The sequence below is a fragment of the Vibrio sp. R10-SF1-ISO8 genome, from assembly GCF_059833805.1.
Genome location: NZ_JCBDHL010000018.1, coordinates 160,772 through 183,704, shown reverse-complemented (window position 1 = coordinate 183,704; position 22,933 = coordinate 160,772). Strand labels below are relative to the sequence as shown.

The window sequence follows — 22,933 nt, the reverse complement described above, 5'->3', positions numbered from 1 at the left end:
AACATCAATTGATTATAATTTAAGAGAAAGCCTCTTTATTCCTGCTTTTCTTATGACAGAATAGCAGCACGATTAGACATGATAACCTAAGCTGCTGTGACTGAAGACCGCAATTTCGACGATATTGCCCACAAATTTGCAAAAAATATTTACGGTTCTGACAAAGGAGAGATTCGCCAAGTCATTGTTTGGGAAGATCTTCAACAGATACTTAATACTGTTGATGGGGCAAATCAGCAACTCAATGTGCTAGATGCAGGTGGTGGATTGGCACAAATGTCGCAAAAGCTAGCTAAGCTCGGACATCATGTCGCGTTATGTGATCTATCTTCTGAAATGCTGCTGTTAGCAGAGCAGGATATTGCAAATAATGGCTTGCTTGAGCAGTATCGCTTCATTCATTCGCCAGTCCAATCGCTTGATCAGCACCTAGAATCCCAAGTGGATGTGGTCTTGTTTCATGCGGTCATGGAGTGGTTAGCTGATCCAAAACCTGCGCTAGAGAAAGTATTAGAGCAGGTTAAGCCAGGTGGGATGGCATCTATCATGTTTTATAACCACCATGGTTTGGTCTATAAGAATGTCGTGTGTGGCAACATTCCGCATGTATTAGATGGGATGCCGCATCGCAAAAGATTTAAATTGCAGCCACAAAAAGGCTTAAAACCTGAAGAGGTCTACCAGTGGATTGAAGACGCTGGTTTTTCAATTTGTGGTAAATCTGGTATTCGCTGCTTTAGTGACTACATAGGTAATATGGAGTACATGGGCGATTATCAGTATGAAGATGTGTTGGCACTAGAAAGACAACTGTGCAGAGAAGAGCCATACCTCTCGTTAGGTCGATACATACATGTATGGGCACAAAAGAAAGATAAGCAGGACTAACAATGAGTGAGATGACTCTAAATGCTGAGCAGCCGATCGATGAACTCGTCGGTTGGGTTAAGCAGCATGATTTCTCATTGAACCTGACAACAGAGCGACTGGCATTTCTAATCGCTATTGCTGTGCTCAGTAATGAAAGGTTCGATGAAGAATTGGGTGAAGGTGAACTGCATGACGCGTTTACCATTGTTACCCGATTATTTGAAGGAACGGGTGATGCGTCGGCGTTTCGCGCTAACAACGCGATTAACGAAATGGTCAAACAACGACTCATTAGCCGTTTTACTAGTGAATTGACCGATGGAGCCAGTATCTATCGTCTGTCACCTCTTGCGATAGGGATTACCGACTACTACGTCCGACATCGTGAATTCTCCAAACTTAAGCTCTCTATCCAGCTTTCAATGGTTGCTGACGAAATGTCGAAGGCGATTGAATCTGCGCGTCAGGGCGGAACGCCAGGTCATTGGCGTAAGAACGTCTATGGTGTGCTTAAGTACTCAGTGGGAGAGATCTTCGATCAGATCGATCTGAACCAACGAGTGATGGATGAGCAGCAGCAGTCGGTTAAGATTCAGATTGCTGAACTGTTAAACAAAGACTGGCGCGACGCCATCAACAACTGTGAAGCGTTGCTTTCTGAGACATCCAATACCCTCAAAGAGCTGCAAGATACGCTTCAAGCCGCGGGCGACGAGCTACAGACGCAGATTCTTGATATTCAAGAACTGGTTTATGGCGATGACGAGCTGGAGTTCATCGCAGAAACCCTATTTGGTCTGCAAATGAAGCTTGATCGCATCACCAGTTGGGGTCAGCAAGCGATCGATCTTTGGATCGGTTATGACCGTCACGTCCACAAATTTATTCGAACCGCGATTGATATGGATAAGAACCGAGCATTCAGTTCTCGTTTACGTCAGTCCGTCAAAGAGTATTTCGATATGCCTTGGTACCTGACTTACGCAGATGCTGAGCGCTTAACTGACCTTCGTGATGAGGCTTTGGTACTGAGAGATGATGAAGTTACCGGCCAAGTACCACTAGAAGTGGAATACGAAGAGTTCCAACAGGTCAATGATGAATTGTCAGATCGTATTGCAGGCATGCTTAAAGTTCATAAAGAGCAAGGTGCGCCAATCGATCTGGGCTTAGTGCTACGTGATTACCTAGCACAGCATCCGCAAACTCATCATTTTGATTTAGCACGAATTGTTATCGATCAAGCGGTACGTTTAGGCTACTCAGAGTCTGACTACCAAGCCATTCAACCAGACTGGCAAGCGATCAACGAATTTGGTGCAAAGGTACAAGCAAATGTCATCGACCGATATTAATGAATACATGTCAGATAATCTGGCAAAAGCAATTTCAAATCCTCTGTTCCCTGCACTCGATAGTATGCTGCGAGCAGGGCGTCATATCTCAAGCGAAGATCTTGATAACCACGCATTGTTGTCAGACTTCGAAGTTGAGTTGTCTTCTTTCTATCAACGCTACAACACTGAACTCGTGAAAGCACCAGAAGGCTTTTTCTACTTGCGACCGCGTTCGACGTCACTGATTGGTCGTAGTGTGCTTTCAGAGCTTGATATGCTGGTGGGTAAGGTATTGTGTTTCCTTTACCTTAGCCCTGAGCGTTTAGCGCATGAAGGTATCTTTACCAACCAAGAGCTGTATGAAGAGCTATTGGCACTTGCCGATGAAGCGAAGCTCATGAAGCTAGTAACCAATCGTGCAACAGGTTCCGACTTAGACAAAGAGAAGCTTTTTGAGAAAGTGCGTACGTCGCTACGCCGTCTGCGTCGCCTAGGTATGATCATCAACATCGGTGAAACTGGCAAATTTAGTATCAGTGAGTCGGTTTTCCGCTTTGGTGCTGACGTGCGAGTTGGTGACGATATGCGTGAAGCGCAGCTGCGCCTAATTCGTGACGGTGAAGCGGTTGTGCATACTAAAGAGCCGAGCCAAGGTAGCTTACTAGAACAAACTGACAGCGACGATAACGCTGAACAAGAAATGATGGAAGAGGGTGAAGCATGATTGAAAGAGGTAAATATCAATCGCTAACCATGGTCAATTGGAACGGCTTTTTTGCGCGTACTTTTGATATCGATGGGCTAGTTACCACACTTTCTGGTGGTAACGGTGCGGGTAAGTCGACGACCATGGCAGCGTTTATTACTGCTTTGATTCCCGATCAAACCTTGCTTCACTTCCGTAACACGACTGAAGCGGGCAGCAGCCAATCTTCTCGTGATAAAGGTCTGTACGGTAAGTTACAAGCCGGTGCTTGTTATGCCGCTCTCGATGTCGTGAATTCACGTAATCAACGTTTGTTGTTTGCAGTTAAGCTGCAGCAGGTCGCCGGTCGTGACAAGAAAGTCGACATCAAGCCGTTTGTGATTCAAGGCTTACCAAGCCATATCAAACCGACTGATGTGTTGATCGAAAGCGTTTCAGATACTCAAGCTCGTGTTCGCCAGATCAACGAGGTAAAAGAGTCTATTGGTCAAATTGAAGGTGTGCAGTTCAAAGCCTTCTCTTCGATTGTCGATTACCATTCTCAAATGTTTGAGTTTGGCGTTATTCCGAAGAAATTACGCAATTCTAGCGACCGCTCTAAGTTCTATCGTCTGATCGAGGCATCGCTATACGGTGGTATCTCAAGCGCGATTACTCGTTCACTTCGCGACTACCTCTTGCCACAAAACGGCGGTGTTAAAAAAGCGTTCCAAGATATGGAATCAGCGCTGCGTGAAAACCGCATGACACTTGAGGCGATCAAAACCACTCAGGCTGACCGCGACTTGTTTAAGCATCTAATCACAGAGTCGACTAACTATGTGGCGGCGGATTACATGCGCCATGCTAATGATCGTCGTAACAAACTTGAGCAGACCTTGTCACTGCGCTCTGAGCTGTTTAGCTCGCGTGAGACTTTGCTAGAACAAAACAACCTGCTTAACCGTGTACAAGAAGAGCTAGAGCTACTGGTTGAATCTGAGTCGTCGCTAGAGCAAGACTATCAGGCGGCTTCAGACCACTTGCAGCTAGTGCAAAACGCACTGCGTCAGCAAGAGAAAATTGAACGCTACCAAGAAGATCTTGAAGAGCTGCAAGAGCGTCTTGAAGAACAGATGATGGTAGTAGAAGAAGCGCAAGAACGTGTGCTTATGGTTGAGGAACAAGCGACGGTTTCTGAGGAAGAAGTCGATAGCTTGAAAACTCAGCTTGCTGATTACCAACAGGCATTGGATGTGCAGCAGACTCGCGCGCTGCAATACCAACAGGCGGTACAGGCACTTGAAAAAGCTAAGCTGCTTTTGCAAAACGAAGATCTCACCGCGGAGTCAGCGCAGGCTTTGGTTGCGCAGCTTAAAGATAACGAAGCGCAAAGCACCAATGAATTGCTGTCCACTAAACACAAGCTTGATATGTCATCTGCTGCGGCAGAGCAGTTTGAAACAGCATTGAAGCTGGTTAAGAGCATTGTTGGCAATGTGGAACGTAACCAAGCGTCTCAGTCAGCGAAAGCGGCCATCGCTCAAGGCCGAGAAGCGAAGCAGCTAGTACAAAATGAACAACAGTGGCGCGCGCAGCATCGTGATGTTGAGCGTCGCTTGCATAAGCAGCGTCAGACTCAAGAGCTGGTGGGCGAATATCAAAAGCAGCACCATGTTGACTTGATTGACGAACTGACCTTTGAGCAAGAGCGTGAACGTCATGCGATGCAAATTGAATCGCTAGAGATGTCTCAAGAAGAGGTTCGTGAGCGGCGCAGCGAACAGCGCCGCTTGGAGCAAGACGCTTCTGCTGAAATCAAAAAGCTAGAGGCCATTGCGCCAACTTGGATTGCTGCCCACGATGCACTTGAGTCTCTGCGCGAGCAAAGTGGTGCTGACCTCTACGATAGCCAGTCTGTTATGAGTCATATGCAGGTTGTGCTAGAAGAAGAGAAGAAGCAATCTCTAGCTAAAGATAAGTTGGCAGAACGCCGCACGCAGCTTGAAGGTGAAATTGAGCGCTTAGCTTCTCCGGGTGGCTCTAATGACCCACGTTTGAAAGGGCTAGCCGATACGCTTGGTGGCGTATTACTGTCTGAAATTTACGACGATATCACCATTGATGATGCGCCGTATTTCAGTGCTATGTACGGCCCTGCACGTCATGCGATTGTCGTGTCTGATCTATCAGACATCGAAGAGAAGCTGGTGGAATTGGATGACTGTCCTGAAGACCTTTACATCATTGAAGGTGATGTAGATGCGTTTGATGACAGCTCGTTCGATGCAGAAGAGCTTGAAGGTGCAGTATGTGTGCGTATGAACGACCGCCAAATGCGTTACTCTCGTTTACCAGAAATTCCTTTGTTTGGTCGCGCTGCGCGTGAACAGCGTTTAGATCTACTGCGTAACGAACGTGAAGAAGTGGTTGAAGAGCATGCTAAAGCGGCATTCGACTCGCAAAAACTTCAGCGTATGTACCAAGCGTTCAACAGCTTTGTCGCGAAACATATTCAGGTGGCGTTTGAAGCTGACCCTGAACGAGCTCTAGCTACCATTCGTGACAAGCGTAATCAGCTGGTACGCGTTTTAGCTGATCTTGATGCTAAAGAGCAACAGCAGCGCAGCCAACTGCTCGGCAGCAAGCAAGCCTTAGCGTCGCTCGATAAAATTGCGCCGAACATGGCGCTGATTGAAGATGACGCACTATCGGCTCAATTTGAAGAGCTAGAACAGAATCTTGCCAAGTTGACCGAAGCGAAGTCTTTCGTTACCAATCATGGCAAAGCCATTGCTGAGCTAGAGAAGATCGTCTCAGCACTTGACGCTGACCCAGAGCAATTTGATGCGCTAGAAGCTGAATATCAAGCAGCTGATCAAAAACTTCAGCAGTTGAAGAAACAGATCTTTGCCCTGTCTGATCTTGTTGAGCGTCGTCACTACTTTGCTTACTCAGACTCGGTTGATTTGCTTAACCAAAGCAGTGAGCTGAGTGAACAACTAAAAGCGAAACTGGTTGAAGCAGAACGCGCGCGTACTCGCTCTCGTGATGAGCTTAAGCAAGCACAAGGTCAAATGAACCAATACAACCAAGTATTGGCATCACTGAAAAGCTCACATCAAGCCAAACTAGAAACGGTTCAGGAGTTCAAACAAGAGCTTCAAGAATACGGTGTGACGGCTGATGAAGGTGCGGCAGAACGTGCTATGCGTCGCCGCGATGAACTTCAGGAGCGCTTACATACATCTCGCTCGCGTAAGAGTGAATATGAGCGTACGATTACGTCTACAGAACTTGAGATGAAGTCGCTAGCTAAGCGTTTGAAGAAGGTTCAGAAAGAGTACGTTGAACTGCGAACTTTTGTTGTGGCTGCGAAAGCGGGTTGGTGCTCGGTGCTGCGTTTGGCGCGTGAGAACGATGTAGAACGTCGCCTGCATAAACGCGAATTGGCTTACATGTCTGATAACGAATTACGTTCGATGTCAGATAAATCACTCGGTGCGCTTCGTCTGGCTGTGGCCGATAACGAAGACCTCCGTGATGCGCTTCGCCTCTCTGAAGATAACGCGCGACCAGAGCGCAAAGTTCTGTTCTATATTGCCGTTTACCAACATCTACGTGAGCGTATCCGTCAGGATATTATCCGTACCGATGACCCGGTTGAAGCGATTGAAGAGATGGAAGTTGAGCTGGCTCGATTAACCGAAGAGCTGACGCAACGTGAAAACCGATTGGCAATCAGCTCAGAGTCTGTGGCGAGCATTATTAAGAAGACGATTCAGCGTGAGCAAAACCGTATTCGTATGCTCAACCAAGGTCTGTCAAACATCTCGTTTGGTCAGGTGAAAGGTGTACGTCTAAACGTGAAGGTTCGTGAGAGTCACGAAGTGCTTCTCAATGGCTTATCGGCGCAACAAGAGCAGCATAAAGACTTGTTTGAATCGCCTCGCTACACCTTCTCGGAAGCTATGGCCAAGCTGTTCCAACGTGTTAACCCACATATTGATATGGGGCAGCGTTCTCCACAGGTACTGGGTGAAGAGCTTCTTGATTACCGTAACTATCTAGAGTTAAGTGTTGAAGTTAACCGTGGTTCAGATGGTTGGCTACAAGCAGAATCCGGTGCGCTCTCAACGGGTGAAGCAATCGGTACGGGTCAATCGATTCTTCTTATGGTGGTACAGAGCTGGGAAGAAGAATCCCGTCGTCTGCGTAGTAAAGACATTGTTCCTTGCCGTCTGTTGTTCCTTGATGAGGCTGCTCGTCTGGATGCCAAGTCGATATCGACCTTGTTCGAACTGTGTGACCGTCTAGACATGCAGCTTCTGATTGCCGCACCAGAGAACATCAGCCCTGAAAAAGGCACCACCTACAAGTTAGTACGTAAAGTGTTTAAAGATCACGAGCACGTGCACGTGGTGGGCTTGAGAGGCTTTGGTCAGGAGAAAAAGGCCAATAGCGAAGTTCAACAACTGGTCGAAGAACTGTAAACGTAAGCCGTTAGAAAAATGCCCGCTATTTTAGCGGGCATTTTGTTATTTAACTTCTGTTATTTGGTTTCGAAACGCTTTTGGCGAGTAACCACTCCACTTACGAAACGCGTGGCGAAAGTTAGCGCTGTCTGAGAATCCGACACGCTCAGAAATCTCTTCGATGTTTAATCCTGTTGATGCTAGGTAGTGTTTCGCCAATTGGAAACGAACATGATCAAGAATATGTTGGTAGCTTGTATCTTCAGCTTTAAGGTGACGACGAAGAGTTCGTGATGACATTCCCAGTTCTGAAGATAACACCTCTATAGAAGGGTAGCAGCCCGGTCTTTCGACAAACATCTGGGTAATTTTCTCTTTTAAACTTGGTGCACTGCTGACTTTCGCTAACATCTCATCACATGACTTTAAGCACATTTTCAGCGTCATGGCATTGGCGGAGGGGAGAGGATCGCGCAGCCGTGTTGCATCAAACTCCCATTCCAATTCGGGGCAGTCAAACTCCACTCTGCACCCGAATGTGTCACTATATAGGTCACTGTGCGAGGGTTTGGGATACGGAAACCTAAGAACATACGATGGGAATGGCTGCTGCATAACTTCTTCACATAAACTTTGAATTGCAGCAAACCAATACTCGCAACAAAACGGCAAAATTGTTTCAAGGTCAATCAACTGCTCAGCTCGAAAGTAACCGCGGTCTTGTTTAATCCACATTTTTTTTCTTAACACTGGTCCGGCTAAGCGCAAATACTTAAAGCCAAGCAGCATCGCATCAAGCAGAGTGTTGCTGCTAAATGCTGCATAGCCTAAAACACCAAAGTCACTGAAACGCGCTTGCTGTCCTACTTTCAATCCCAGGTCAGGCTCATTAGATTTGCTTAGCGCATTACTGAAAATGATCAGCTTCTGCGCAAGGGTAATGTGAGTATCTGGAGAGTAGAGTTGTGCCAGTGAAATACCACTGCCTTCCAGCATTTCTTCAACGGGGAAGCGGTTTTCCAAATAGCGAGTGAGCAGTTGTACATCAAGAATGCCACAAGCTTGCATGTCTGGCTCATATACGGCGCTATATTCCATGGCGGTCCTTTTGGTCTAGTTATTAATGTCAGTACAACAAGCTGCATGCATGTATAGCGTAAGTATGACATCAAAGTCTGTTAGCTATGTCCGAATTTCACCGATTTATGTCTTTTTGTCACCTGTGTTTAATGTTAATGAGATGTTGTAATTAGGCAATGGGATAATTGAGGTACCTAAAAATGAACATGATGGCAAACCAGCTGGTTGAACAGCAGGGTAAAAACCAACAACTAGGGGATAATGAACTGGCTTTTTGGTTTTCTGAACTTAAATTAGCTTACCAAAAAGAACCCCAACCAAGCATAGCGTTAAGAAAGCAGCGTTTAAAAGCGCTCAAGAAGCAGCTTTCGCGCTACCAAGATGTTTTAGCTGATGCTATGAGCCAAGATTTTGGTGGACGAAGTCACACCGAATCGTTGATGGCCGATGTTCTCGCCCCGATTTTAGAAATCAATCATATTATTAGTCATTTGGCGCGTTGGATGAAGCCAAGTCGTCGTCCGACGGAGTGGCTATTTAAGGGCAACAAGTTGGAAGTTCGTTACCAACCTAAAGGGGTGGTCGGTATTATCTGTCCGTGGAATTTTCCCGTATACCTCTCGATAGGCCCGCTTGCCACTGCGTTAGCCGCAGGCAATCGCTGTATGATTAAGATGCCGCCAAATTGCCCTGCCACGACTCAGGTTCTGTCTCAATTGTTGAGTGAGATCTATTCTACCGACTTAGTCCGTGTCGTAGAGGGGAACCATGCTCAAGCAATGGAAATTTCCCACCTCCCGTTTGACCACCTAATTTTTACCGGCTCTCCAAACAGTGGTAAAGCAATCATGGCCAACGCAGCGGCTAATCTTACACCGGTCACTTTGGAGCTTGGAGGTAAGTCTCCAGTTATCGTCTTTGATGATTATGATATTGAATACGCAGCGAAACGTGTGGCTCATGGTAAAGGATTTAATGCCGGGCAAATCTGTATTGCACCGGATTACGCATTTGTGCCGGAAGGAAAAGTCGATGACTTTGTCGCGGCGGTCTCTCATGCACACAAAGAGATGTATCAGCAGCTAAATAACAACCAAGACTACACAGCATTGGTGGACGATGCGCAACATCAAAGGTTTCATGAATTGCTTGATGATGCTCGTGAAAAGGGAGCCATCATTACTCAATGTTTAGATGAAGGAGAGGGGCGTAAAACACCGCTCTACATTGCGACTCATTTAACCGCGGAGATGCGTATCTGCCAAGAAGAGATCTTCGGCCCGCTTCTTCCTGTGTTGGGTTATCAAGACCTAGATCAAGTCATTACTTACATCACCGAGCGTCCAAGACCTTTGGCTTGCTATCTATTCAGCCATGATAAGCAACAGCGAGAAATGTTGCTTACTCGTACCCATAGTGGCGGTGTGACGATCAATGATTGGGGATGGCATGTACTGAATCACTCTGTGCCATTTGGTGGTGTGGGTAACTCGGGCATTGGCAACTATCACGGTGAAGAAGGATTTCGTGAACTTAGCCATGCACGCAGTGTTTTCCAAATGCGTAAGTGGTTCCCTATTGGGTTGTTTGCGCCTCCGTATGGCAATCCAATTCAAAAACTGGCGGTACGACTTTTTGTCGGTAAGCCAGACCCTACATTAAAGAACCAAACTAAATAACATCAGATCAGTAGGCTAACCGCCTAGAGGAGAACATGGATGCATAACCTTGCTGTTAACCTAGAGCGCAGTGCTGCGCTGCTTCCAAATAAACGTGCGCTACAGATGGGTACTCAAGCCATGAGCTACCAAGTGCTCAATCAGTTGTCGAATAAAGTTGCGCTGCAACTGAAGCAGTTGGGGCTCGAAAAAGGCGATAAAGTTGCGCTTTCTTGTCCGAACATACTTTACTTTCCAATTGCCTATTATGGGATCTTAAAAGCAGGTTGTGTTGTGGTGCCTCTGAATGTGTTATTTAAGTCTAGAGAGGTGGCTTATCACCTCAAAGACTCCGATGCCAAAGCGTACCTTTGCTTTGATGGCACTCCAGATTTACCTATTGGTGATTATGGTCGAGCTGGGTTTGAGCAGGTCGAGACTTGCCAGCATTTTGTTGCTATGCCAGGAGACGACCAAACGAGTGAATACTCCTTCAATCAATGGCTGCAAAGTGAACTGAGCGATTTTGAGTCCGTCTCGTGTAATGGTGACGACACGGCCGTTATTTTATATACCTCGGGTACGACAGGCCAACCCAAAGGTGCTGAGCTGTCACATACCAATATGATGACCAACGCGATGTCATCACAGTATCTGTTGCGACTAGAGCACAGTGACACCACAATGATCACCTTACCCCTTTTCCACAGTTTTGGACAAACCGTGATGATGAATGCGGCCGTATTGACGGGCGCGGATATGGTGCTGATACCAAGATTTGAACCAAAATCAGTACTAGAGGAAATCGTCGAGCATGGTGTCACTATCTTCGCTGGTGTCCCTACCATGTATATTGCACTCCTTAAAGTTGCAGAGCAGCTACCAGAGCATTGTGAACAAGTAAAAAATAGCTTGCGACTCAGTGCCTCAGGTGGTGCCTCTTTGCCGGTAGAGGTGTTGCGTCAGTTTGAATCACGATTTGAGGTGCCAATCTTGGAAGGGTACGGACTGTCTGAAACAGCGCCTGTGGCAACCTTTAACCATTTAGATAGTGAACGCTTACCCGGTAGTGTCGGCCAGCCTCTTTGTGGGCATATGGTTAAGATAGTCGATAGCCTAGGTCAGAAACTCGCACTAGGAGAACTTGGAGAGATCTGCATTAAGAGTCCAAGTGTGATGAAAGGCTACTACCAAAGACCCCAAGCGACCGAAGAGGCGCTGAAAGACGGGTGGTTCTTTTCTGGTGATATTGGCCGACTTGATGAGCACGGCAATCTGTTCATTGTCGACCGAGTCAAAGATATGATCATTCGCGGTGGCTATAACGTTTATCCGCGTGAAATTGAAGAAGTGCTCATGTGTCACCCTGAGGTTGAAATGGTCGCTGTCGTTGGTGAGCAGGATGATGTTTTAGGTGAGGAAATTCATGCTCACGTCGTTTTGCGCGACAGTGCGGATATTCGTGGAGAGCAATTGGTCGCGTGGGCAAAAGAGCAGTTAGCAGATTACAAGTATCCGCGCCGAGTCTTTGTCCGAGCTTCGTTGCCAATGACGGCAACCGGAAAGATTCTTAAACGCGAGCTACACCCACTTAGTGTCGAGGAACTGGTGGATGGACAGTTATGATTTCATTATTGTTGGTGGCGGCTCGGCTGGTTGCGTGCTAGCCGCCCGACTGTCGGAAGATCCCAACGTTAGCGTATGCTTATTGGAAGCTGGGGGTAAGGACTCCAGCCCATTTATCCATACCCCAGTAGGCGCGGTAGCGATGCTACCAACCAAGTACAATAATTGGGGTTTTGAGACGCAGCCTCAAATGGGACTTAATGGACGTAAAGGTTATCAGCCACGGGGCAAGACTTTGGGTGGTTCAAGCTCGATCAACGCTATGATGTATGCACGTGGTCATCGCTATGACTATGATTTGTGGGCCAGCTTAGGCAACCAAGGCTGGAGCTATGATGAGTGTTTACCTTACTTCAAAAAAGCGGAACACAACGAAGTTCACAATGACGAGTTTCATGGTCAAGGTGGCCCGCTGAATGTCGCTGATCTACGCTGTCCAAGTGAGATGCTAGAGAAGTATCTTCAAGCTTGTGAGTCTATTGGCGTACCGCGTAACAAAGATATTAATGGAGCGGAGCAGTTTGGCGCGATGGCAACACAGGTGACGCAGGTTAATGGTGAACGGTGCAGCGCAGCAAAGGCTTACCTCACGCCTAATTTATCTCGCCCTAACTTAACAGTAATGACTAAAGCCACAACACATAAAGTCTTGTTTCGGGATAAGCGAGCAATTGGAGTGGAGTATGGCTTGGCGGGAAAACGATTCCAAATTAAGTGCCGCAAAGAAGTGATCCTTTCCGCTGGCGCATTCGGTTCGCCGCAAATTCTATTGCTTTCGGGAGTTGGGCCAAAGCAAGAGCTAGAAAAGCATAGTATTCATCAGATTCATCAACTGGCTGGAGTTGGTGAGAATCTACAAGATCATATTGACCTTATTCACTCTTACAAATGCAGTGCGAAAACGTCAACATTTGGTGTTTCACTACAAATGGCGACTCAATTAAGTAAAGCGCTGCCTGAATGGCGACGCCAGCGTAGCGGCAAGCTAACCAGTAATTACGCTGAGGGGATTGGATTCTTTTGTTCTGATGATGACGTAAAAGTTCCGGATCTTGAATTTGTCTTTGTTGTCGCTGTGGTTGACGACCATGCAAGGAAGATTCATTTAAGTCATGGGTTCAGCAGTCATGTTACCTTGCTTAGACCTAAGAGCAAAGGAACGGTGAAGTTGAGAAGCGCAGATCCGTACGACTCGCCAAGTATTGACCCTGCATTCTTTAGTCATCCAGACGATATGTCAGTGATGATTAAGGCGTGGAAAAAACAGCATCAAATGTTAGAGAGCGAGGCGTTTGACGACGTGCGAGGAGAGAAGTTCTATCCGATAGACGCAAGTGATGACAACGCGATAGAGCAAGATATTCGTAACCGTGCTGACACTCAGTACCACCCGGTTGGAACTTGTAAAATGGGGACGGAACAAGACCCATTAGCGGTTGTCGACAATGATCTTTCTGTTTATGGCTTAGAGAGCTTAAGAGTTGTAGACGCCTCGATTATGCCTACTCTCATTGGCGGAAACACCAATGCGCCGACAATAATGATTGCCGAAAAAGTGGCTGACAAGATCAAGTTGAAATACGGTTTGTGTAAGGAACACGCTTGTGAGGGTTTGGCTTAATTGTTTAACTTAAGCGATTAAAAAAACCCGCAGATTGCGGGTTTTTTGTTATTAAGGTTTTAGCTTGTCACTTCTTTGGCAAATATACCAAATTGCCTCGCCGCATAAGCGACACGTTCAGCAGGTTTTGGATATTCAATACCCAAACCTAAGTTTTCAATGTGATGAAGCCTTGGCAACAAGCCAGCCCCGTTAGCAATTTGAATGGCTAATCCTGGTCGGGCATTGAGTTCAAGTACCATCGGCCCTTCTTCTTTATCGAGCACCATATCGGTACCCATATAACCAAGACCGGTCATTTCCCAAGCACTAGAAGCTAACGTTAATAAGCGCTCCCAATGTGGAACTTGCAATGTGGCAAGCTCTTTACCGGTATCTGGGTGATGCGTGATCGGTTGGTCAAATTGCACAGCTCTAACCGCACGACCTGTGGCGATATCAATACCAACGCCCACCGCGCCTTGGTGCAAGTTAGCTTTGCCGTCTGAAGCAGCTGTAGAACAACGCATCATCGCCATCACAGGGTAGCCTTTGAAGACAATGATACGTACGTCAGGGACGCCTTCATAACTAAAGCCGTCAAAGCAGTCATCAAACTTGATTAAGTTTTCAACCACGGCAACGTCGTTTTTACCACCAAGTGAAAAAAGTCCAGCGAGTGCATTACTGATATGGCGCTCAACATCTTCTTGATTAATCGTCGCACCAGAAGGTTTGGTATAAACCCCATCTTTGTGCGATGTGATAACTAGAATACCTTTACCACCACTCCCTTGAGCAGGCTTGATAACAAAACCTGGCCAGTCTTTAACCATCTTATGGATGGTTTTTACTTCAACTTGGCTACTAATCACGCCAATCAATTCTGGTGTGGTTGCGCCATGCTGTTGGGCGATGATCTTGGTTTTGAGCTTGTCATCAACCAATGGATACTTTGAGCGGTCGTTGTACCGCCCAATGTAGCTGTGGTTGCGCTGGTTCATCCCCATAATACCCTTATGGTGAAGCTTACCAGGGGTTGTAAATTGCGAGGTAAAACGTGAAAGCATGTTTAGTCCTCCGCAAGTGGTTTAAAGCGACGAAGCTCTGTTAAACGATAACCTGTGTAAGTACCTAGCAGTAGAATGCCACCTAAGACAATCAATTGTAGGCCAATAAAGTTAAATGTTAGGTGCTGTATAAATGAGTTAGTCATTGCTAAGTAAACCAGTACGGCGGTTAGCAGCGAACCACCACCTTGGAGTACAACCTCTTTAGCCCCTTCTTCTTCCCAAAGAATCGACATACGTTCGATGGTCCAAGAAAGAATAATCATAGGGAAGAAGGTAATCGATAAACCTTCAGTTAAGCCGATCTTGAACGCAACGACGGTAAAGACCGAGATGATCATAATCACGGTGATAATGACCGCAGAGATCCTCGCCACGAGCAACAAGTTAAGCTTGGAGAGATAGCTACGAATAACCAAGCCTGTACCGACAATCAATAAGAAGCCCACGATACCGGTGACAAGCTGTGTTTGGACAAACGCGACAGCGATCAATACCGGCATGAAGGTACCAGACGTTTTCAAGCCAATAATTACTCGCAAGAAAACAACAATAAGTGCACCGATTGGAATAAGCATAATGGTTTTAAACATTGCTTGTTCTTCAAGAGGCAGGCTATGAATAGAGAAGTTAAGCAGTCCATCTGCTTCAACCTTATCTTGAGTAGCCTGAGATGGCGTTACCTCTTGGGCAATCATAGAGAAGTGTACTTGACTGTTTTGACCACCGATCAAGTCAAGAAGCGATACGTTAGACTCATCCCACACTAAGATGTTCTCTTCGATGACTTGGTTAGCATTGTTTGGATTGAATAGGATCCAGTTTTTGCCATTCCATACGTGGTTCATCTGCTGAATGGTTTGACGGCGGCGACCATCTTCTAGCTCGATGACACCCACCACTTTGCTTGGGATCTTCGCGTACGCAAGAATTTTGTCTACAGCATCAACTTTCGACATTCGATTGAGAATCAAAGAGGCGTTTTGACTATCTGAGTCGTTAAGCGATTTGATCAGTTCACGAGTGAAAGTGATATCGTCAGCAGAACGTTCATTCGCACGCTCAATGAGAGCGATTGCGGCAGCTTCAACTGGACCATCAAAAGTTGGAGGGTTGATCTCTTCGCTAGGAGCTATCGGTTCTACATTAGCTTGAGGGTCAACGAGGAACTGAGTTTTGTAATAAATAGTTTGTGGTCCAGTCGCACTTCGGATCGACCACTCTGCTCGGCGTCCAGTGTCCGTTTGAAGGTAAGAGACACCATAGCCAGGAGATGACGAAGATTCGTTAATAAGAGTAAACCCAGTTTGAGTATGTGGCGCTGCTAATGACGCTTTTACCGGTTTACCTTGACCATTGAATTCGACTCGCGCTTCAATGTCCCAGACTTGTCGGGTTTCACCTGGTGTCCAAGGAACACCGTAGTTTTGGTGACGAAATATGCTTAAAGCAATACCAGCCGCAATAATCAATGCAACCGATATATAAAAGGGGATTTTAGACGTCATAAGCCTACGCTACCTTATTATTTCTGAGGAACTTCCGTGTGTATGTACTTTTTACTTACATCAACCACTGCGATATCACGGATAAACTCGCGACCTAAGAGTACAGGATGACTCATTTGCGAGCGATCTGCCAAGGTAAATTGCGCTTTTTCATGGATTTTTCCGAGTTTGACCCACAATTCAACAACCGCGCGACGTTCGACTTCTTCATTGGTTGATTGACGGATTTTTACAAAGCGGATTATTGGTGCTTCGATCCAGTTTGTGTCGTTGAGTTCCTTCTCTCCATCCGAGAGGTGGAAACGAACCCAATTTTTGCCATTGCGCTCAAATTGCTCGATATCGACAGCGTTGAGTGATGACGTTGCCGCGCCTGTATCGACTCGGGCATCAAAAGACTGTTTGATTGAGTCAATGGTGACTTTCTCAACTTCACCTAACACGATTTCATGGCTTGGTGTCGCCTCAACAGGTGCAGCAGCAGGGATGACTACTGGGTCTGGCTTTTTGCGCACTTCTTCTAAAGCTTCAGTTTTGAATGCTACGAGTTGTTTCTCAAGCTCATTAACTTGGTTTTCTAGGCTTTCTATATAGTCAGACTGATTGCTTAACTGTAAGTTTAGGTTTGTATATTGGTTGGTTAGATTTGTTTCTGAAGCTTGAATTGCGGCTAACGTTTCTTGGTGGTATTGCTCACTATTTGTAAGTGTACAACCAGACAGTAACATAAGTGCCACGATTGGGGTAAATCTTGTCAACATTGATAAACCTGAAAGTAATTAAAACAATAGATAAATAAGAAGTTTAGCGTAATAAATTTGTCACAAACAAGCAGCGAATTGTGTCAGATTCTCAATAAAACAATTTAAAGAGGAATACGCGTAAAAACAAGGATGCGAGGCATCCTTGGTATTGTATTGGGGATTGCGTGTCTGCGAAATGATTTCCCGTGTGAGTTGAGTTAACTCTCTGTCAATTCGCGACTATTTTATGGCTTAGTTGCTACTAATACCGCTCGGCGAGGAGCAGGGTGACCTTCGACTGTTTTTGTTGGGTCGTTTGGATCTAAGTAGTCCGGTAGTGAATTGTGTGTCATCCACTCAGTCGTTCGTTGTTCGCCTGTGGTTGTTACGTTTTCATCCACAATCCGCACATTTTCAAAGCCAACATTTTCTAGCCAGACTTTGAGTGCTTTCGCTGACGGGAAGAAGTAGACGTTGCGCATTTGAGCATAACGGTCCACTGGAACAAGCACTGAAGTTTCATCCCCTTCAATAACCAATGTTTCAAGTACCAGTTCGCCCCCAGAGACCAACTGATTTTTAAGCTGGATAAGATGATCAAGCGGTGAACAGCGGTGGTAAAGCACACCCATGCTAAACACGGTATCGAACGCTTCGAGCTTAGGTAGTTGCTCGATGCCAAGTGGCAACAAATGTGCGCGCTGGTCACCGCCCATTAATTTACGAATGGCTTCGAATTGGATCAAAAACAGGTGCGAAGGATCAATGCCCACTGTTAATCGAGCGCCTTCACCTAACATCCGCCACATGTGGTAGCCATTACCACAGCCAACATCCAACACGCTGCGGTTTTTTAGTGGAGAAATATGGGGTAGCACTCGATCCCACTTCCAGTCACTGCGCCACTCAGTATCAATATGAATACCATGAACCGTGTACGGGCCTTTGCGCCAAGGATGGAACGTGCGCAGGAGATTTTCGAGCTTTTTTAGCTCGCCGCTATGAAAAGGGGTATCGTTAGCAAGCACAACCGCATTTTTAATATCGATTTGGTCTGGGTGACCTTCTGGGATTTTATTGAGCGCTTTTAACCAGCGACCAAAATCACCATGTTCTGCATTTTGCCAATCGGTTAGCTGTTGAGGTAAGACATTCAGCCAAGGTTGAAGACGTGTGTCTGAGGCAATTAACTGATAAAAATTGGCAAAGTTAAACATAGTTTTTCACTGATAATAAATTGATAATTTGACACGAGAAGAGCGTTAACCAACACTTCTCTCGCTTCTCGCTTCTCGCTTCTCGCTTCTCGCTTCTCGCTTCTCGCTTCTCGCTTCTCGCTATTTTATCGCGAACATCGAACCAAAGTTAAAGCATTGGAACCAGACATCGTAACTGCTAAAGCCGATCTTCGCGAAGCGCTCTTTGTGCTCCTTTTTAGAGTCTGGACGCATCACATTTTCAATTGCGCTGCGCTTTTGGCTGATTTCTAGTTCGCTATAGCCATTGGCTCGTTTAAAGTCGTGATGTAAATCGATCAGCAGTTCATTTGATGCTTCATCTTCAAAAACAAACTTCTCTGAAAGAATCAAGATCCCACCAGGGCGAAGACCTGCGTAGATCTTTTCGAGCAAGGTGTAGCGATCTTCTGGTGATAAGAACTGGAGAGTAAAGTTAAGTACGACCACAGAAGCATTGTCGATTTCGATATCGCGAATGTCTGCTTCGACGACATTAACAGGCGTATCGCTACGATAAGCGTTAACGTGCAGCTTGCATCGCTCTACCATCGCTGAAGAGTTATCGACGGCGATAATCTGACAGCCTTCTTGATTGATGTGACGACGCATGGAAAGTGTCGCAGCCCCAAGAGAACAGCCTAAGTCATAGATATTGGAATGCGGCTTTACAAAGCGTTCTGCCAGCATGCCGATAGCAGAAATAATATTGCTGTAGCCAGGGACTGAGCGCTGAATCATGTCTGGAAAAACTTCCGCAACACGTTCATCGAAGGTGAAATCCCCAATTTTATCGATTGGAGCCGAAAAAATAGTATCTGGATTGCTCTTAGGGTTCATAACTCAGTTCTCTCACGTGAGATGCTGACATCTCAAGTCTACAGCCATTAAAAAGGCGCGTATTTTATGTGAATTTCGCGCCTCTGTCATGTATTGGGTATATATGTGCTAAAACATCTGTATCTGGGTGTTGCCATCTGCGGTAGGAAAGTCATTTAAGTCGGGTAGTTTTACTTTAATTTGCAACTGTTTATAGAGATTAGCGGCAAGTTCGGGAGCCACGATATTATCCGCTGTATGAATCATCACATAAGGCTGTTTACCTTGTTCAATCCACTGTGGAATCTTGCTTAGCCAAGGGGTAAAGAAGTCGTAGTTTTTCTCTTCCTGAGGGTGGCCGATAAAACGAATCATAGGATTGTCTGCTGTCGCGATGGCATGAACGGGCACTTTTGGTTTCTTTTGCTGAGCGTCGATAATGGCTTCATTATCTGGCTTAGCAGCAAAGACAGGGCGACTGTCCATGATGATGCGATCGTAGCCTTGCTCAATGAGCCAAGCATTGAGCGCTTTTTCGGCATCGCCTTTGGCAAAAAAGGCAGGATGGCGAACTTCAATACCGATAGGGTAGTGAGGTGGAAACAGAGCGCAAAATTGTTTGAGGTTTTCTAGGTGTTCGGGGCCAAAGGCCGCTGGTAGTTGGATTGTCCACTGACCGATACGCTCATGCAGTGGCTCCATAATCGCCATAAAGCTTTTTAGCTCCGCCTGACACCCACGCAGCATTTGCTGGTGAGTGATGCTTTGCGGCAGTTTGAAGGTAAACCGAAAATCATCATGCGTTGCCGCGCGCCAGTTGTTGACCGTGACACTGTTTGGCGTGGCGTAAAAGGTAGTGTTTCCTTCAACCGTGTGAAAGACACTGGCGTATTTTTCCAATCTTTCATTGGGCTTGGTGCCACTGCCATAAAAGCTCTGTTGCCAATTGTTGTGTGACCACATAGTGAGCCCGAGCCTGATGGGTAAACTGTCCATATTCGCTGCTACATTCTCTAGTTTGAATCGGTTGAATGAGAGTTTTGCCGAACCACCCAGATTAGGGCTATAATCAGCGCCAATTTTTTCATATTGCTGCTGTTTTACGCCTTTGTTGGTTTAAAAAGCATCAATAGATGATAAATCGCAATAAATTGTACGCTAGGTAGTCGATCTCGACCCACTTTCAGCGTATAAATGGAACTTTGCTCTATCGGTAAACTTAACACCGATAGATAGTAATCAACAAATTTTAAGAGATTGGGAAATTCATTATGCGTACCCATTACTGTGGTCACCTGAACAAGTCCCTTGCAGGACAAACTGTAGAACTTTGCGGCTGGGTTAACCGTCGTCGTGATTTAGGCGGTCTTATTTTTATCGATATGCGAGATCGTGAAGGCGTTGTTCAGGTTGTTGTCGATCCAGATATGGCTGATGCGTACGAAGTGGCTAACACGCTGCGTAATGAATTCTGTATCAAGCTAACTGGTGAAGTACGTGTTCGCCCAGATAGCCAAGTAAACAAAGATATGGCAACGGGTGAAGTTGAGATCATCGCTAAAGGTCTTGAGATCATCAACCGCGCAGACGTTCTACCACTAGACTTCAACCAGAAGAACTCTGAAGAGCAGCGTCTAAAGTATCGTTACCTAGACCTGCGTCGCCCTGAAATGAGCGATCGCATCAAGCTGCGTGCTAAAGCTTCTAGCTTTGTTCGTCGTTTCCTAGATGACAATGGTTTCCTAGATATTGAAACGCCAGTACTGACTAAAGCGACGCCTGAAGGTGCACGTGACTACTTGGTACCAAGCCGTGTTCACAAAGGTAGCTTCTACGCACTTCCACAGTCTCCGCAGCTATTCAAACAGCTGCTAATGATGTCTGGCTTTGACCGTTACTACCAAATCGTTAAGTGTTTCCGTGATGAAGACTTACGTGCTGACCGTCAGCCAGAATTCACTCAGATCGATATCGAAACATCATTCATGACGGCTGACGAAGTTCGTGCAACCACTGAGAAGATGGTTCGCGATATGTGGCAAGAGCTACTGAATGTAGACCTGGGTGATTTCCCAGTAATGCCATTCTCTGAAGCGATCCGTCGTTTCGGTAGCGATAAGCCAGACCTACGTAACCCACTAGAGCTAGTTGATGTTGCTGACCTAGTAAAAGACGTAGAATTCAAAGTATTCTCAGGACCTGCAAACGATGAAAAAGGTCGTGTTGCAGTAATCCGCGTACCAGGTGGTGCTAAGCTAACTCGTAAGCAAATTGACAGCTACGGTGAGTTCGTAGGTATCTACGGTGCGAAAGGTCTTGCTTGGATGAAGGTTAATGACCGCGCTGCAGGTATGGAAGGTATCCAATCTCCAGTGGCTAAATTCCTAAATGAAGACGTTATCAACGGCATTCTAGATCGCACTCAAGCTGAGACAGGTGACATCATCCTATTCGGCGCAGACAAAGCGAACACAGTTGCAGAAGCAATGGGTGCGCTACGTCTGAAACTAGGTAAAGATCTAGAGCTAACAGACGAAAACGCATGGGCACCGCTATGGGTTGTTGACTTCCCAATGTTCGAAGAAGATGACGAAGGCAACCTTCATGCAATGCACCACCCATTCACGTCACCTCTAGGCGTGAATGCAGAAGAGCTAAAAGCAAACCCAGCAGCAGCAAACTCAAACGCATACGACATGGTTCTAAACGGCTATGAAGTTGGTGGTGGTTCGGTTCGTATCCACAATGCAGAGATGCAAGCAGCTGTGTTCGACATTCTAGGTATCGATGCAGAAGAGCAGCAGCTTAAGTTTGGTTTCCTACTGGATGCACTGAAGTTTGGTACGCCTCCTCACGCGGGTCTAGCATTTGGTCTTGACCGTCTAGTGATGCTGCTATGTGGTACAGAGAACATCCGTGATGTTATCGCGTTCCCTAAAACAACAGCAGCTGCGTGTCTACTAACAGACGCACCAAGTGTTGCTAACCCAGCTGCGCTTGAAGAGTTAGCAATCGCGGTAACTGCTGCAAAAGAGAAAGACGCACAGTAACTTTCGAGCTAAATCAACTATTACTTAAGCCGCTTTGAAATAAGCGGCTTTTTTATTATTGATATCATGAATATTTGTTGCCGCTGTGTTAAAAGGGACATAACACCAATGAGGTATCAATAAAATCATGAGTAACCCACTAATTCAGCACAATGCCACACATCAACTTAGACGCAAAGTATTGATAGGTATGTGTGTTGTATTAGGCTTAGCTGCTTTGCTGTTTGGAATAACCAATGTCTTCTACTTTGGCTCAAGAGCGAAAGTGTTGGGTATTATAGAATTGGTTTATTTCGCTGCTTCTTTTACGATGCTGTTTTACGTTTGGCGACGTGAGCAACCTAGCTGGTTCCTGGTTTTCCACTGCGTTGTTTTAACTTTTTTGATCTGTTTTGGAACGCTCGTCAGTCGGGTTGAAAGCTCACTGTATCTCTGGGCCGTTGTGCTACCTACCGTATTTTATCTTGCTCTTGGGCTGAGGATGGGGTTCTACTGGAGTTTAACTTGCTTATCTTTGGAGTTAGTGGCTTTGCACTTTGCATTGGAAGAGTCGGTTCTGGTGCGATCTGCGGTAATGCTTAACTTTGTACTAGCCTATATTTTTGTTTGGACTATTTCACACGTTTATGAAGATAGTCGGGTTAAAGGAGTCGAACGGCTCAACTCTCTGGCACATCAAGATGCTTTGACGGGGGCTCAAAATCGTTTGTCGCTCGTTACGACATTTGATCAACGAGCAGAGCAGTTAGAAGGAAGCTTTCTTCTAACTCTCGATATTGATGACTTTAAAGTCATCAATGACAGTTACGGACACGCTGCCGGGGACGAAGTGCTTAAACAGGTTGTAGAGCGTCTTGCTAGTTTTGTTGGCAATCAACAAGTCTACCGTATGGGCGGAGAGGAGTTCGTCGTCATTTTAAATGCGAAAAGTGTCCGGGAGAAAGGATTATCACGAATAATCATTCACTTACAAGACTGTGTGATGGAACGTGAAATCTATTTTCAAGGTATTGAATTAAATGTCACTTTTAGCGCTGGGATCGAACAGTTCTCTCAGTCTCAAGGTTTAGATAAAACGCTGTCACTGGCCGATAAAGATCTCTACCTTGCTAAAAAAGCAGGTAAGAAATGCACTTACTATCAAGGGGAGCCGCTGAACTAAACCATGTCAATACAG

General features: G+C 46.0%; 16 protein-coding genes. 9 read left to right on the top strand and 7 right to left on the bottom strand.

The genetic code is table 11. The features are described from left to right. The first annotated feature begins 96 nt into the window (after positions 1–96). Genes cmoM through mukB form a run of 4 tightly spaced genes read left to right on the top strand, consistent with a single transcriptional unit; the run spans position 97 to position 7,385 of the window. Positions 97–888: a tRNA uridine 5-oxyacetic acid(34) methyltransferase CmoM gene (cmoM, locus tag AC6R00_RS14140; RefSeq protein ID WP_239826198.1), complete on the top strand. Its 792-nt coding sequence runs from the start codon at positions 97–99 to the stop codon at positions 886–888. 2 nt (positions 889–890) lie between these two features. Further along, a complete protein-coding gene (gene mukF, locus AC6R00_RS14135) occupies positions 891–2,225 on the top strand; it encodes a chromosome partition protein MukF (protein WP_500640817.1) in 1,335 nt (444 codons plus the stop codon). Further along, positions 2,206–2,931: a chromosome partition protein MukE gene (mukE, locus tag AC6R00_RS14130; protein ID WP_500640816.1), complete on the top strand. Its 726-nt coding sequence runs from the start codon at positions 2,206–2,208 to the stop codon at positions 2,929–2,931. The genes mukF and mukE overlap by 20 nt, the downstream gene beginning before the upstream one ends. After that, positions 2,928–7,385: a chromosome partition protein MukB gene (mukB, locus tag AC6R00_RS14125; protein ID WP_500640815.1), complete on the top strand. Its 4,458-nt coding sequence runs from the start codon at positions 2,928–2,930 to the stop codon at positions 7,383–7,385. The genes mukE and mukB overlap by 4 nt, the downstream gene beginning before the upstream one ends. A 45-nt stretch (positions 7,386–7,430) precedes the next feature. Here the strand turns inward: mukB and AC6R00_RS14120 are convergent, their stop codons facing one another. After that, positions 7,431–8,465: an AraC family transcriptional regulator gene (locus AC6R00_RS14120; protein WP_500640814.1), complete on the bottom strand. Its 1,035-nt coding sequence runs from the start codon at positions 8,463–8,465 to the stop codon at positions 7,431–7,433. 182 nt (positions 8,466–8,647) lie between these two features. On the opposite strand from AC6R00_RS14120, the gene AC6R00_RS14115 reads away from it, so the two are divergent. From AC6R00_RS14115 to AC6R00_RS14105, 3 genes are read left to right on the top strand one after another with little or no spacing between them, the layout of a single operon-like run. Continuing rightward, the gene (locus AC6R00_RS14115; RefSeq protein ID WP_500640813.1) at positions 8,648–10,126 is read left to right on the top strand and encodes a coniferyl aldehyde dehydrogenase; all 1,479 of its coding nucleotides are present in this window, start codon (positions 8,648–8,650) and stop codon (positions 10,124–10,126) included. Between the two features lie 39 nt (positions 10,127–10,165). Further along, complete coding sequence (locus tag AC6R00_RS14110; protein WP_500640812.1) at positions 10,166–11,731, top strand: long-chain-fatty-acid--CoA ligase; 1,566 nt, start codon at positions 10,166–10,168, stop codon at positions 11,729–11,731. After that, positions 11,718–13,352 carry a GMC family oxidoreductase gene (locus AC6R00_RS14105; protein WP_500640811.1) on the top strand — a complete coding sequence of 545 codons (1,635 nt, stop codon included), beginning with the start codon at positions 11,718–11,720 and terminating at the stop codon, positions 13,350–13,352. Before AC6R00_RS14110 ends, AC6R00_RS14105 begins: the two co-directional genes overlap by 14 nt. 59 nt (positions 13,353–13,411) lie before the next feature. Here the strand turns inward: AC6R00_RS14105 and AC6R00_RS14100 are convergent, their stop codons facing one another. From AC6R00_RS14100 to AC6R00_RS14075, 6 genes are all read right to left on the bottom strand, one after another. Further along, entirely contained in the window at positions 13,412–14,401 is a 990-nt protein-coding gene (locus AC6R00_RS14100; RefSeq protein ID WP_500640810.1) for an alpha-L-glutamate ligase-like protein, read from the bottom strand. 2 nt (positions 14,402–14,403) lie between these two features. Then, positions 14,404–15,909: an inactive transglutaminase family protein gene (locus tag AC6R00_RS14095; protein ID WP_500640809.1), complete on the bottom strand. Its 1,506-nt coding sequence runs from the start codon at positions 15,907–15,909 to the stop codon at positions 14,404–14,406. A gap of 17 nt (positions 15,910–15,926) precedes the next feature. After that, complete coding sequence (locus AC6R00_RS14090; protein ID WP_239826190.1) at positions 15,927–16,670, bottom strand: ATP-dependent zinc protease family protein; 744 nt, start codon at positions 16,668–16,670, stop codon at positions 15,927–15,929. Positions 16,671–16,897: 227 nt separating this feature from the next. Next, a complete protein-coding gene (gene cmoB, locus AC6R00_RS14085) occupies positions 16,898–17,869 on the bottom strand; it encodes a tRNA 5-methoxyuridine(34)/uridine 5-oxyacetic acid(34) synthase CmoB (protein WP_500640808.1) in 972 nt (323 codons plus the stop codon). A 120-nt stretch (positions 17,870–17,989) separates the two neighbouring features. Further along, positions 17,990–18,727, bottom strand: coding sequence for a carboxy-S-adenosyl-L-methionine synthase CmoA (gene cmoA / locus AC6R00_RS14080; RefSeq protein ID WP_500640807.1), 738 nt, complete (start codon positions 18,725–18,727; stop codon positions 17,990–17,992). Positions 18,728–18,835: 108 nt separating this feature from the next. Then, the gene (locus tag AC6R00_RS14075; protein WP_500640806.1) at positions 18,836–19,702 is read right to left on the bottom strand and encodes a DUF72 domain-containing protein; all 867 of its coding nucleotides are present in this window, start codon (positions 19,700–19,702) and stop codon (positions 18,836–18,838) included. A gap of 275 nt (positions 19,703–19,977) precedes the next feature. Here AC6R00_RS14075 and aspS point away from each other — a divergent pair, with 275 nt between their 5' ends. Both aspS and AC6R00_RS14065 read left to right on the top strand, forming a co-directional pair. After that, complete coding sequence (aspS, locus tag AC6R00_RS14070) at positions 19,978–21,756, top strand: aspartate--tRNA ligase (RefSeq protein ID WP_500640805.1); 1,779 nt, start codon at positions 19,978–19,980, stop codon at positions 21,754–21,756. A 127-nt stretch (positions 21,757–21,883) separates the two neighbouring features. Beyond that, on the top strand, positions 21,884–22,918 hold the full coding sequence (locus AC6R00_RS14065) for a GGDEF domain-containing protein (RefSeq protein WP_500640804.1): 1,035 nt from the start codon (positions 21,884–21,886) through the stop codon (positions 22,916–22,918). Positions 22,919–22,933 lie beyond the last annotated feature (15 nt).